The 12,707-nt window shown below is 68.0% G+C and carries 14 protein-coding genes and 1 tRNA gene; 5 read left to right on the plus strand and 10 right to left on the minus strand.

From position 1 onward, the window contains the following. Positions 1–15: 15 nt before the first annotated feature. A tRNA-Leu gene (locus tag ACOQPE_RS14830) sits at positions 16–99 on the minus strand. An 81-nt stretch (positions 100–180) separates the two neighbouring features. Continuing rightward, positions 181–1,020, minus strand: a complete 840-nt coding sequence (locus tag ACOQPE_RS14835; RefSeq protein WP_420609659.1) for a TIGR03560 family F420-dependent LLM class oxidoreductase — start codon at positions 1,018–1,020, stop codon at positions 181–183. 119 nt (positions 1,021–1,139) lie between these two features. On the opposite strand from ACOQPE_RS14835, the gene ACOQPE_RS14840 reads away from it, so the two are divergent. After that, positions 1,140–2,606 (plus strand): N-acyl-D-amino-acid deacylase family protein, encoded by a 1,467-nt coding sequence (locus tag ACOQPE_RS14840; protein WP_420609660.1) that lies wholly within the window; start codon positions 1,140–1,142, stop codon positions 2,604–2,606. A 10-nt stretch (positions 2,607–2,616) separates the two neighbouring features. Here the strand turns inward: ACOQPE_RS14840 and secG are convergent, their stop codons facing one another. The 5 genes from secG to ACOQPE_RS14865 form a co-directional block, all read right to left on the minus strand. Further along, positions 2,617–2,844, minus strand: coding sequence for a preprotein translocase subunit SecG (gene secG, locus ACOQPE_RS14845; RefSeq protein WP_419856399.1), 228 nt, complete (start codon positions 2,842–2,844; stop codon positions 2,617–2,619). Between the two features lie 55 nt (positions 2,845–2,899). Further along, positions 2,900–4,495 (minus strand): thioredoxin, encoded by a 1,596-nt coding sequence (locus ACOQPE_RS14850; protein ID WP_420609661.1) that lies wholly within the window; start codon positions 4,493–4,495, stop codon positions 2,900–2,902. Between the two features lie 66 nt (positions 4,496–4,561). Beyond that, on the minus strand, positions 4,562–5,572 hold the full coding sequence (locus ACOQPE_RS14855) for a patatin-like phospholipase family protein (RefSeq protein WP_420609662.1): 1,011 nt from the start codon (positions 5,570–5,572) through the stop codon (positions 4,562–4,564). 52 nt (positions 5,573–5,624) lie between these two features. Beyond that, positions 5,625–6,776, minus strand: coding sequence for an alpha/beta fold hydrolase (locus ACOQPE_RS14860; RefSeq protein ID WP_420609663.1), 1,152 nt, complete (start codon positions 6,774–6,776; stop codon positions 5,625–5,627). Between the two features lie 47 nt (positions 6,777–6,823). Continuing rightward, a complete protein-coding gene (locus tag ACOQPE_RS14865) occupies positions 6,824–7,204 on the minus strand; it encodes a poly(R)-hydroxyalkanoic acid synthase subunit PhaE (RefSeq protein ID WP_420609664.1) in 381 nt (126 codons plus the stop codon). 268 nt (positions 7,205–7,472) lie between these two features. Between ACOQPE_RS14865 and ACOQPE_RS14870 the strand changes: the two genes are divergently transcribed. Both ACOQPE_RS14870 and ACOQPE_RS14875 read left to right on the plus strand, forming a co-directional pair. Then, positions 7,473–8,081 carry a MarR family winged helix-turn-helix transcriptional regulator gene (locus ACOQPE_RS14870; protein WP_420609665.1) on the plus strand — a complete coding sequence of 203 codons (609 nt, stop codon included), beginning with the start codon at positions 7,473–7,475 and terminating at the stop codon, positions 8,079–8,081. Between the two features lie 39 nt (positions 8,082–8,120). Beyond that, positions 8,121–9,353, plus strand: coding sequence for an alpha/beta hydrolase family protein (locus ACOQPE_RS14875; RefSeq protein WP_420609666.1), 1,233 nt, complete (start codon positions 8,121–8,123; stop codon positions 9,351–9,353). Positions 9,354–9,358: 5 nt separating this feature from the next. Here the strand turns inward: ACOQPE_RS14875 and ACOQPE_RS14880 are convergent, their stop codons facing one another. The 3 genes from ACOQPE_RS14880 to ACOQPE_RS14890 are packed head-to-tail and all read right to left on the minus strand — an operon-like array spanning position 9,359 to position 11,628. Then, on the minus strand, positions 9,359–10,954 hold the full coding sequence (locus ACOQPE_RS14880) for an AMP-binding protein (RefSeq protein WP_420609667.1): 1,596 nt from the start codon (positions 10,952–10,954) through the stop codon (positions 9,359–9,361). 6 nt (positions 10,955–10,960) lie between these two features. Then, on the minus strand, positions 10,961–11,350 hold the full coding sequence (locus ACOQPE_RS14885; RefSeq protein ID WP_420609668.1) for a helix-turn-helix domain-containing protein: 390 nt from the start codon (positions 11,348–11,350) through the stop codon (positions 10,961–10,963). After that, complete coding sequence (locus tag ACOQPE_RS14890) at positions 11,350–11,628, minus strand: hypothetical protein (RefSeq protein ID WP_420609669.1); 279 nt, start codon at positions 11,626–11,628, stop codon at positions 11,350–11,352. Before ACOQPE_RS14890 ends, ACOQPE_RS14885 begins: the two co-directional genes overlap by 1 nt. Positions 11,629–11,807: 179 nt before the next feature. On the opposite strand from ACOQPE_RS14890, the gene ACOQPE_RS14895 reads away from it, so the two are divergent. Further along, positions 11,808–12,293: a hypothetical protein gene (locus ACOQPE_RS14895; protein WP_420609670.1), complete on the plus strand. Its 486-nt coding sequence runs from the start codon at positions 11,808–11,810 to the stop codon at positions 12,291–12,293. A 10-nt stretch (positions 12,294–12,303) separates the two neighbouring features. Further along, the gene (locus tag ACOQPE_RS14900; protein ID WP_420609671.1) at positions 12,304–12,657 is read left to right on the plus strand and encodes a DUF5615 family PIN-like protein; all 354 of its coding nucleotides are present in this window, start codon (positions 12,304–12,306) and stop codon (positions 12,655–12,657) included. The last annotated feature ends 50 nt before the right edge of the window (positions 12,658–12,707 follow it).

The following is a 12,707-nucleotide window of genomic DNA, read 5'->3' on the forward strand; positions in this document are numbered from 1 at the left end:
CGCCCTGATGGTTCGTGTCGGAGGGGGGACTTGAACCCCCACACCCTTTCGGGCACTAGATCCTTAATCTAGCGCGTCTGCCAATTCCGCCACTCCGACTGAACGCCCCAAAACCGGCCGTTGGGCAGCCATTTCGGGGCGCATCAGCATAGCGCTGCAGGGTCAGATATTCGGCGGGGATCAGGCCTTGCTGATCGCCGTTGCGAGGGCGTCGAGGCGCACCGGATCCAGCTCGCCTCGCCACGACCACACCACGATGTCGACCCCTGCGTCGAAGAAGTCCTGCGCGCCCGCGACTGCCTTGTCGACATCACCACCGGCTTCGAAACCGAGGTGGATCGACCGGTCGATCTCGGCCTCGTCACGCCCGACGCGCTCGCAGTGGGCCCGCAAGACGTCGTCGAGCTCCCGCCACGCAGCGACATCGGGAGGGAACGTCATGTCCCACTGGTCGGCGTACTTGGCCGCCGTTCGCAGCGTCCGCACCCGACCCTGCCCGCCGATCACGATCGGGATGCGCTCCTGGATCGGCTTGGGCTCGCACCAGGCCTCGGTGAGCTCGAAGAACCGGCCCCTGTGGGTGGTCGTCGTCTCGGTCAGCAGCTTGACGATCACCTCCATGCCCTCCTCGAGCCGGTCCGACCGGTCGCGCAGCGGCCCGAGCTCGATGCCGTACCCATCGCTCTCCATGAAGTTCCAGCCGGCGCCCATCCCCAGCTCGAAGCGGCCGTTCGAGATGTGGTCGAGCGTGGCCGCCATGTTCGCCGTGACCGCTGGATGACGGTGGTGCATGCCGTTCACCATCGCTCCGAGGCGGATCCGGGTAGTGGCCTGCGCCAAGCCCGCGAGCATCGTCCAGCCCTCCAGGTTGGGACCGTTGTAGGGAGGCGCCAGGGGATAGAAGTGGTCCCAGTTCCACGCCGACTCGAACACCTCGATCTCATCGGCGGCCTGCCAGATGGCCAAGTACTCGGGCCATGTGGCGTGGTGCGGCGGTGTCTTGATTGCGTGACGTCCCATGAGGGCTCCTTGTCGCAGGCGGCTCGAACCATACGTGCCGAGGCCCCCGGGCACGAGGACGGCGAACCGAACTGTGGTGAACTCGCGACCTCGGCCGGCTTGGGAAGGGGCTCCCTGCAGTGGCAGACAGCGTGGATCTGATCATTCGCAACGCCCGCCTGATCGACGGCACGGGCGCGCCGTCGGCCCATGGCGACATCGCCGTCAACGATGACCGGATCGCCGAGCTTGGCGATCTGCGCGAGACCACTGGGGCGACCGAGATAGACGCCGGTGGCAAGGCAGTAGCTCCTGGGTTCATCGACGTGCACACACACGACGACCGTGCGCTGCTGGTCGACCCGTTGATGGCGCCCAAGGTCAGCCAGGGCGTGACCACCGTCGTCACCGGTAACTGCGGAGTCAGCCTGGCCCCTCTGCGGACTGCCCGACGCCCGCCCGCACCGCTCGATCTCGTGTGCCCCGACGCCGAGGGCTTCTTTGCAGAATTCGGCGACTACCTCGCTGCGCTCGATGCTGAGCCTGCGGCAGTCAACGCGCTCGGCCAGGTCGGCCACGCCTCGCTGCGAGTGGAGGCCATGGACACGCTGGATCGCCCTGCGACCGCCGGTGAGATCTCGGCCATGCGACGGCGCTTGGAACGAGCGCTGGAAGACGGCGCCATCGGCCTGTCGACGGGGTTGTTCTATGCCCCGGCCAACGCAGCTCCGACCGACGAAATCATCGAGCTGGCGCGAGCCGTCCAGGAAGCGGGCGGCATCCACACAACCCATATGCGCGACGAGGGGGACGGGGTCAGCGAATCACTGGAAGAGACGTTCACCATCGGCCGTACCGCAGACGTTCCCGTGGTGATCTCCCACCACAAATGTGCTGGGCAGGCCAATTTCGGCCGCTCGGCAGAGACTTTGGCGCAGATCGATGCTGCTCGACAGCGCCAGGCAGTCAGCCTCGACACCTACCCCTACATCGCCAGCTCGACGACGTTGGCGTCAGGACGACGACTCGGTGCCAGCAGAGTGCTGGTGACCTGGTCGGCGCCGCATCCCGAAGCAGCAGGGCGGGACCTGAACGAGGTCGCCGCCGACATGGGTCTCGACCCGGAAGACGCGGTCGATGCCCTGATGCCAGCCGGCGGGATCTTCTTCATGATGGACGAGTCCGACGTGCGCCGCATCCTGGCGTACCACGGCACCATGATCGGCTCGGATGGCCTGCCGCACGACGAATTCCCGCACCCGCGGCTGTGGGGCACCTTCCCGCGGGTGCTCGGCCACTATGCACGCGAGGAGGGCCTCTTCTCGCTGGAAGAAGCCGTGCACAAGATGACCGGCCTGCCGGCCCGGCACTTCGGTCTCACGGGCAGGGGGGTGCTCACGCCCGGAGCGATGGCCGATTTGGTGGTCTTCGACCCCGAAACGGTGATCGACACCGCCACCTTCGAGCAGCCGAAGCAGCCGGCCCGCGGCATCGAACTCGTCGTGGTCAACGGCCGGACGGTCTGGCGTGACGGCGCCAGCACCGGCGCGCGACCAGGCCGGGCGATCAGGCGAGGAGCGGTCCCGCCGCCGACACGCGAGCAGTAGGCCCGCGCCGCTAGGCGAGCAAGAGGCCGAGTATCAGCGTGGTGAAGCCGAAGGAGACGGCCACCACCACCGTGATGCGGCTGAGGTTCTTCTCGGCAACCGTCGAGCCCGCTGCGGTGGATCCCACGGTGCCGCCGAACATGTCGGACACGCCGCCGCCACGGCCGCTGTGCAGCAGCACCAAGCCGATCAGCCCGAAGGCCGACAGCAGGTGAATCGCACCGACAATCCACGTCATCACGGCTGTCGAGGCTACCGGCACCCATCGCCGGGCCCGAGCGGGCATTGGGCGATTACGGGCGGATCGGATGGGTGATGGGGATGCTGCCCTTGGCGCCGGGCACCCACCCCTCGATGATGGCGCTGAAGCCGCCCGCTCCCCCGCCGGCGCGCACCACCATGGGCGACCACGGCGGCAACTTGCGCAAGCCCCCGCTGGCAGTGCCCTCCGACGAACCGAACACGTGCCCGCCGTCGGTTGGGACGCCGCTGTCACCATCGCCGTCGGCGTCAGCAGTGCCCCTCAGGTGCTGCACGAACGACGCAGGCAGCCCCTCCTCGATGCCCCCGGCACCACACGAGGCGAAGTCGAGATCCATCTGCAGCAGCGGATCCAGCTCGTCGTAGAAGCGCTCCTTGGTCCAGCCCGAATCGGCGAACGTCGACATGTGCTCGGGCGTCATCACCACCATCGCCTCGGCCGGCAGCTTCCGGTTGCCCACGCACAGGAGCTGCTGGGCGAGCGTGCGGATCAGCGAGCCGGGCGTGCGCGACACCTGGTCGATGCAACCGACCGGACCATGCCCGGCGAACAGCGTCACCGTGTCCTGCCCGGGCTCGAACCCGCGGGTCACCGACAGCGGCGGCCAGCCGTCGGGCAGCCCCTCCTCGTCTTCGGCGAAGCACCAGCCGACTTTCGATGGCGACCCGAGCGCCGAGCGGTCGATGCCGCCGATGCCGGGCTTGCCGCCGCCGACGTTGCGAATCACGAGCTGCAGGGCCCGCCCGATAGTGGAGTTGGCGCGATTGCCCTGGCCGAGGGCGTTCTTGTCGGTGTTCATGCCGATGCGATGCCGGATCGGGCCGTTCACGATCACGATCGGCCCTGAGAACCACAGCGTGCACAGCAGGCCGTGCATGTTGAACGTGTCGGTACAGGCAGCTTCGACCGCTGCCAGCACCACCGGCAGGTACTCGGGCTTGCAGCCCGCCATGACGGCGTTGACCGCCACCTTCTCCACCGTGCATTCGGCCAGCGTCGGCGGCACCACCGCAACGATCTCGTCGGGCGCCCGGCTCGTTCCCGCCAACATGGCAGCCACCCGTGCCTCGGTCGGAGGCACCACCGGCAGCCCGTCAGACCAGCCGCGGTCGTACGCCGCCTCGACGGGGTCCTCCGCCGAAGCCAGCTCCACCTTGCGGCTCGCGAACGACGTGGCGCCGAAACGCAGCGCCAGCTTGTCGGCCAGCAATGGGTCGACCGACATCGAGCCGCAGCCCGGTCGCATTTCCGGCAGCTCGGCGCCCAGATCGTCGGCGCCGCTCAGCGCCTCCCAGCTCGTGCGATCCCAGCCCACGGTGCGCGCCATCTCACGGCCGTCCATCACCGCCATGAGCGTCGGCACGGTGTCGATCTCGTGGTGCCACGACATTGCCAAGTCGTGGTCGTGCACCACCTCGGAAGACTGCCCGCCGAGCCCAGCCATGAACTCGGGATCGTCCTGGGTGAACACCGTCAGGCGAGTGCCGCTGCGCACGGCGTGGTCGACGAGTTCGGCGAGCACCGGCTCCACGTCGCGACAGGTGGGGCAATCGCGTTTCACAAACGCCACGAGGCCATCGCGCAGACTCGGCATCTCGGCGGCGGTGGACGATTCTTCAGCAGACACGCTGAGACTCTAGGTCTGAGCCGCTACCCGCGGCCTCCCGGCCGGCGCCGGCGCACGAGCGATCCGCTACAGGGGGTGCGCCGTGAACTGCTCGCTCGCCGTGGCGTAGGCCTGCAGGGCCACAGCCGGCCGGCGGCGCGGGTCGAGCAGGTTGGCGCCCATGGCATCGAGGTCGGCCGATGCCGGCATGACGATTTCCACACGCTCACACTCCGTCAAGCTCAGTCGTTCGCATTCGGTGGCCATCCGGCTGGCAACTCGCAATGCGCTCCAGCCGAGTGTTGTCGCGCCAAAGTCCATCGCCGCGGCAATCGGCATGGCCCACGGACGCGCTGCAGACGGCAGCTCGGCAATGCCCATTGGCGAGCTCACCACGACCAGGTCGTACGACTCGTCGCGCAGCACATCGAGGTTGTCGGACGAGTGCACGCCGGCATCGATGTACGCGGTGCCGTCGATCTCGACCGGCTCGAAGACCGCCGGCACAGCACAAGACGCCGCGACAGCCTCCGCAGGGGTCGCCGGGCCGTCGGCATCGAAGACCACCCGCTGGCCAGTGTCGAGACCGACCACCGGCACACGCAGTCTTGGCCCGGTCGGCCACTCCCCCTCGAACAACCCGCGCACCATGTCTGCCACGTGCGACGTCGGCACCCTGCCACGGGGCAGCAGCGACGCCAGCGCTGTACCCGGCGCCACCTGGCCCGGCATCGCCGCAGCGAGCATCCAGATGTGGGGTGCCATCGGTGCCCCGAAGCTGGCGGTGGCATCGCGTTTCGGGCCGCGCCGGGCCCGTGCCGCGCCGAGCAGCCGCTCGCCGTCGGAGCTGAGGGGCTGACGTGTCTCGCGGCGGAACAGATCGCTGGGACTCAGCCCGGCAGCCACCAGGGCACCCGAGATCGACCCGGCCGACGTGCCGACGATCAGGTCGACCTCCCGGGCGTCGATCGCCCAGGTGTCCTCGAGCGCTTTGAGCACGCCGGCATGGAACGCCCCGCCGACGATGCCGCCAGAGCCCATCACCAGCGCCACGCGCTGACCCGCCCGGCGGCGCTCCGATGTGGCTGTCTCGCTCACGGGCTGCAGCGTCCCCGACTCAGGCTCGGCTCTCGGCCACGAGCGACGTCGACTAGCTCTCGACGTCGATGTGTTCGAGCATCCAGCCGATCATCGAGGGGATCGAACGCTTGCGGGCGCCGTTGCCCACGATCAGCCCGACGTGGCCGGCGGGCAGCCGCATCTCGGTGGCATCGTCGGAGCCGACCAGCTCATCGAGGCCGTAGGTGGACTCGGGCGGCACGATGTGGTCGCGCTCGGCGATCACGTTCAGGAACGGCACCGTGATGTCGGCAAGGTCGAGCTTGCGACCGCCGAGCATCAGGTCGCCGGTGATGAAGCCGTTGCCCTCGTTGAACATCTCGACTGTCTGGATCATCGTGGCGCCGGGAAATGGGATGTGATTGCGGGTCCACGACGTCATGGCCTGGTACGAGCTCAGGAACTTGTCGTCGTCGAGGTGCTCCCAGAAGTCCATGACCGTGCTGAGATCCGACGTGGGCGTGAGCAGCGTGAACGAGGCCCGCACGGCTTCGGCGGGCACGTTGCCCGTGTGGTCCATCAGGTGTTCGGGGTCGATGCCGCCCTCGCCGACACCGGTCATGGCCGCGGGCATCTTGGTGAAGTCGACCGGGGTGGCCATCACGACAAGGTTGCGGACCGGATCGTTTGGGTGGCCGGCCGCGTACAGCAGCGACAGCAGGCCGCCGTAGCAGTAGCCGAACACGGTGACGCCGTTCTGGCCGCCCATCTGGTTGACCTTGGCCACCGCCTGCGGCAGCAGCTCGTCGCAGTAGGTCTCGAGGGTGTTGTTGGCCTCTTCCTCGTCGGGCACGCCCCAGTCGAGCAGGAAGACGTCGAAGCCGTCGGCCACGAGCCGCTCGATGAAGCTGTTGCCCGGCTGCAGGTCCAAGATGAATGAGCGGCTGACCAGGCTCATCACCAGCAGGAGCGGTGGCCGCACGGTCGGGCTCTCGCTGCGGTAGCGGTACAGCACGGCCTTGCCGTTGCTCCACACCGCGTCGCGGGGCGTCTGGCCGACCGGGGCACGATCGATGCCCATGACGTGGCGGGTCAGGTTCCACCAGCGCCGCATGCCGGTCTCCCACATGTCGGCAAACGGGGCGAAACCGGCAAACGGATTGAACTCGGCCGTGTCAGCCTCGGGCGCAGCGCCGTTGGCGCCGTTCTTCGGAATGGGCTTGGCCAGTGTGGTTGGGGGCATGGCTATTCCTTCAGGATGTTCAGATGTGATCGGAGTGTTCGGGGGACTCAGGCCTTCGAGGCCGTCTTGGCAGGGGCCTTCTTGGCTGCCGGCTTGCTCGGGACCGACGCTGCCTTGCCGTTCGTGGCCGGTGCCACATCGCCGGGCGCAGCGGCGGCCACCTCGAACACGAGGTTCTTGAGACCCTTCAGCTCACGGTCGACTGCGGCGACCTGCTGGCGAAGCTTGCGAACATCGGTGGCCGCGGGCAGGTTCCAGAAGTGCAGCCAACGCCGGCTGGCCCGCTCGAACTCAGCAGTGAGTGCGCTGGTGACCTTGGCGCTCGCGGCCATGAAGTCGCGGAAGCCGTCCGAGGCGGTGAGCTGCTGGAGACCAGGCGCTACGGCCTTCTCCCACTCGTCATAGATCTCACGCCATTGCTTGGCCATGTTTGGTTCCTCCGGAATGCAGGGGGGGGTGTCCGGTTTGATGTCACGAATCCCGGCGGCGTACCAGACACCTGCCGGAGCGAATTGGCGAACTGATGGGACACATGCCGTCGTCCAACTTGGCCGTCCGCCAATTGCATGACGCTATGCAATCATATCTACGTTACAGCGAGGTCACAAGCAGATTTCGCTTGATGAAATTGTGTGACACGCTGCAATGATCTGCTGGCGGGGAGGCAGCAGATCGGCTAGATTATGAAGACCGCCCATGAGCTTGATCGAAACGGAGCAGCAGGGCCAGACAGGCCCAGCGCAGTCGGGGGACAGCAGCGCTCGCCGCACGCTCGGGCTGCCTCGCGTTCGTGACGCGCAGCAGACCTGGGCGCCCGAGTCTGCCGACTGGGGCGATGAATGGGACCTCGATCACAAGGTCGCTGCCCTGTGGCGCGCCGCACGGCTGGGGCCGACCGTCGAACGGCTGCGGCGGCACGTGCTCGGGGGTGGATCCCAGTCGATCGAGCCCGGCCAGTTCCGGGCGCTCGACGCGGTGGCTGGTCACGGTCCCGTCTCCATCCGGACGCTCGCCGACATCATGGATGTCGAGCCCAGCACGGTGACACGCGCCGTCGTCCGGCTCGAGACCGATGGGCTCGTCTTCAAGCGACGAGCCGACCGCGACCACCGGGAGGTGCTGGTGGAGCTGACCGATCTCGGCGCGGCCCGCCACCAATACTTCGTCGACCGCGCCTACCGCATCTACGAGGAGATCTTCACCGTCTTCGACACCGGCGAGCGCGAAGTTCTTGCAGACTTGCTGGAGCGCATGCTGGTGTCGACCGATGCCGCACTCGCCCGGCTCGATGCCCGGGCGCTGTAGAGCGAGATCAAGCGACCAGCGAAAGAATCCCGACCGCCGATGACCGCCCTCCCCTCCGACGCTCCGACGGACAGCCGCCGACCGGCCTCGAAGCGGCCTGCGTCGCCGCTGCGCGCCGGCTGCCGGGCGGCGGGCTCGGTGGCCGAGTGGATCCGCGGGCACAACGAAGACGATCTGCCCGCGGTGCGCCAGACACCGGCCGCAGCGTGGAAGTGGATGATCGACGAGTGGTCGATCCAGCTGGAGCTGGCGTCGGCTCGCATGCGCATCCCCGACGGGCCGTTCCGCCAGCGGCTCCGCTCCGAGCTGGCCGAGGCCCGCAGCCTGTATGCCGAATGCGGCTGGCTCGACGATCCCGCTGCCTACCACCGCACTCCCCCGCCGCTCGACGGCGACGTGCACGTCAGCGCGACCTCTGCAGGCGACGCCGACTTCTGGCACGTCCGCTTCGCCAGCGAATTCGAGCCGTGGCCAGGCGAGCCGGGACGCGACCGCTGGATGAGCTACCGGCCGGTGCGCACCACCCACGCATGGATGCTGCAGCACCCCGACCGACCCCGTCCCTGGGTGGTTGCCGTCAACGGCTACCGCACCGGCGAGCCCGAGATGGACATGTGGATGCTGTACGCGCACCGCCTGCACCGGCGCTGGGGGCTCAACGTGATCGCCGTGGTGCTCCCGCTGCACGGCCCCCGGGCAATCGGCGTCAGCGGCTCGCGGGTCATCCACGCAGGCGCCATGAACACGGTGTTCACCGTGGCGCAGGGCGCCTGGGACATCCGCCGGGTGATCGGATGGGTGCGCGACCAGCACGAGGCGCCGGCCGTTGCCGTGTCGGGCATCTCGCTCGGCGGCTACATGGCCGCCATGACCGCGGCGCTGGAAGACGACCTGGTTGCGGTGATCGCCGGTGTGCCCGAGAGCGACCTGGCGCGCGGCACCCGCCGGCAGGTCGAACCGCTGCTCCCGCCCTTCTACGAGCAGTGGGGGCTGTCGTGGGAGCCCTACGAGCAGACCCTCTCGGTGGTATCGCCGCTGTCGCTTCCCTGCAAGGTGCCCCACGAGCGGCGCTACATCTTCGCTGGGCTCCTCGACCGCTGGGTCCGGCCGGGCAACGTCAAAACGCTCTGGGAGCACTGGGAGCGCCCCGACATGCTCTGGTACCAGGGCTCGCACCTGTCGTACCCGTTCGAGCGCGAGGTCGCTCGTTACGTCGACCGGGCCGCCGTCGAGACGTTCGGCCAGCAGCCGCCGGTGCCGCCAAGAGGCTGAGCCCGCTACACCCGGTCGGGGTGCCCCAGCACAGCGAGGCGGTGCCGCACGACCTTTCCCGTGGTGGTCATGGGCAGGGCATCCACGAAGTGAACGTCGCGCGGCACCATGAAGCTCGGAAGGTTCTCGCCGACCCAAGCGCGGAGCTGGTCGGCATCGACGCGCCGCCGCGGGCGCGGCACCACGAACGCAGCCACACGCTGACCGAACTCGGGATCGTCCACCCCGACGACGGCTGCGATCTCGACGCTCGGATGACGCCCCAGTACCTCCTCGACACCAGAGGGGAAGACGTTCTCACCGCCGGTCACGATCATGTCGTTGGCGCGCCCCGAGATGTGCAGCCGGCCGTCGGCGTCGAGACGGCCGATGTCACCGGTGGCCATGAGCGTGCCTGCTCGGTCGCCGTCGCTCCCGTCGGTGTAGCCGAGGAATTGCGCCGTGCTGGCGAGGTGAACCCAGCCGGCACTGCCGTTGAGCGACGGCATGCCGTCATCATCGAGAATCGTCAGCGTCACGCCGTCGGGAGGTCGGCCCACCGTGCCGGGAGCTGCGCGCAGGTCGACAGGATCGGCGATGGTCCCGATGGCAGTCTCGGTGGAGCCGTACACGTTGTACAAGCGGTCTCCGAAGCGGTCCATCCATTCCCGGGCCAGGTCGCCCGACAGGACGTTGCCGCTGCTGAGCACCATGCGCGGTCGGCGCACCGCGTTGGGCTCGATCGGCAGGTCGAGAATGCGGCGCAGCATCAGCGGCACAACCACAAGGGCGTCATAGCGCCGCTCGCACAGCAGCTGACCCACCTCGGCCGCGTGGAATTGCCGCCTCATCTCGAGAGTGCTGGCGGTAGCGAGACCGACGACGAGCTGGCTCAGGCCCCAGGCGTGAAAGAGCGGCGAGGCGATGAAGTAGCGGTCGCCCAGGCGGTACGGGACGCGTCGCAGCATGCCGACACCGCCCGTGCGCGTCGTCTTGAGCGCGCGCACTGCGCTCTTCGGCGCTCCGGTGGTGCCCGATGTCAGCAGGACGAGCTTGGGCCGGCGCGACGGCGGCGAGCACGGCGAGCCGTCCGCTGCAATATGGGACAGCGAGTCCGGGCCGCTTCCGTCGGCCACGAGCACCGCGGCATCCGTGCCCGACTGGGCCACGACCTCGGCGAATTCCTCGTCGGCGACGATCACGGCGATGCCGTCGCGTGCGCACACCTCTGCGAGATTCGACGCAGGCAGCGCTGTCGAGAGCAGCACAGAGTCGCAGCCGGCGCGCTCGGACGCCACGAGCGCCGTCACGAACCACCGGTGGTTGCGGCACAGGATGCCGACGGCGCCGAGGCTGCCGTCGGGCTGGGTCGATTCGGCGCGCAATCGGGCTGCGACGCTCGATGCACTGCGGTCGAGCGTGCGGTAATCGACCGAACCGGCATCGTCGGTGATCGCGCTGCGACCGCCGAACCGCAGCGCCGCGGCCGTCACGGCAGCAGCGGTGCCGAGGCCCCACTGCACCGAAGCCCACCAGCGCGCCGAGCCGAGAGCTGCATCGGCAGCCCCCATGCGCAAGGCGACCTTCCACATGCTGTCGCCGGCGATCATGGATCCGGGCACAGAGCCTCAGTCTCCGCCGGTGTCGAAGCTGCGGTACACGCCCAGCAGCGCTGCCTTCTGCTCATCGGTGAGGTTCGGGTCGGCCTGCACCGCCTCCACCACCGAGGGCACGTCGTCGCGGTCCATCAGACCGGCATACGACAGCAGCGTGGCCGCGCGCACGTTCAACGCTTCGGCCAGCGCCTTGAGCACGCGCACAGACGGCTCGTGCAGGCCGCGCTCGATCTGGCTGAGGTACGGGTTCGACAGCCGAGCCATCTTGGCCAGCTGCCGCTGGCTCAGCTCCATCAGCTCACGCTGGGCCCGTATGAAGTCTCCGAGCTGGTCGAAGCCGGGAAACGGGCTCGCCGACCGCTGACCGTCCGCTTCGGCGGCGTCAGGGTCGGATGCGGCCATCAGGCCTGGGCGTCCTCGCTGGCCCGCTCCCAGGCTGCGGCGATGCGTGCGGCGCAGTCCTTGTTGGCCTCGTGCACCTGGCTCCAGAAGCTGAAGTAGGTGTCGATCATCTCGGTGGGCTTGGGCAGGTACTCCGCGAACGGGCTCGACGTAGCCGGCACGGCAGACAGCCAAGCCTCGGCGACGCGCTCGTTCATCGAGACGAACTGCTCTTGGGCAGTCTTCATCTGCTCGAGGGTGCGATCCTGCATGTCGCGGACGGAATCAAGAACTGCCATGGGGCTTGCTCCAGTTCGTAAGGGGGATGCGCCGACGGGGGGTCACCGGCGCTGTTAGAAATAGTACCCACTGCGGAAACAACTTGCAACCTCAAGTGTTCGCCTCATTCTGGCAGCCCGCCCTGCACGCGATAACCGCTGGATCGTGCTCGTGGCCTGCGCCTACGCTTAGGGTCGTGATGAGTGCTGGATCGCTTCCGATTTCCGAGGATCTGGCCGAGCGACTGCGCGCCGAGGGTCGATCCAGTGGCCAAGAGCCTGCTGCACTGGCGGCGTCGTTGCTCGACGAGGGCCTCAAGGTGCGTCGGCATCCCGGCATCGTCTACATGGACGGCACTGCTGGCAGGCGCGCGTGTCTGTCGGGCGGCCCCGATGTCTGGCAGATCATTCGTGCGCTTCGAACGGTTCCGGCGAGTGAGTTCGATCCTGTGACGACCGTATGCATCGAGTCCGACCTGCATGCGCAGCAGGTCAAGCTTGCAGTGCAGTTCTACGAGTCGTACCCGGACGAGATCGATGAGATGATCGCCAAGGACGCCGCCGCCGTCGGACTCATCGAAAAGATGATCGCCGAACGCGAGAGCACTGCTGCGCTAACGCAGTCAGAGAGACCGAGACCCACCCGAGCCAGGTCGCGAGGCAGCCGCTCCGCCCCAAGCCTCTGATCCGACGACCATGCGGTGGCTTCTTGACGAGATGCTTCCGCACGCGGCAGCAGAGATATTGAGTCGCCTCGGTCACGATGCAACCAGCGTGTCCGCCATGGGGTTCCGTCAGGCTCCGGACTCGGTCGTGTACCAACTGGCGCTCGCGGAGAATCGCATACTTGTGACAGAGGACCGCGGCGGCTTCGTGCCGATCGCGAAAGCGGACCTCGAAGCCGGGCGACCTGCGGTACCGATCGTCATCGTCCATCGCGATGAATTCGGGCGACATGGCGCGCTGCCCCATCACTTGGCCGACGCACTCAACCGCTGGTCGCAACAGGTCTCCACACCATGGCCCGGCCCGCACTACCTGTCGGCATGAGAGGCACCTGGGCGCGCGATATCTGGCCACGGTGTCGGCCGAGGCATGAG

It is taken from the genome of Candidatus Poriferisodalis sp. (genome assembly GCF_965219595.1).
Lineage (GTDB): Bacteria > Actinomycetota > Acidimicrobiia > Acidimicrobiales > Poriferisodalaceae > Poriferisodalis.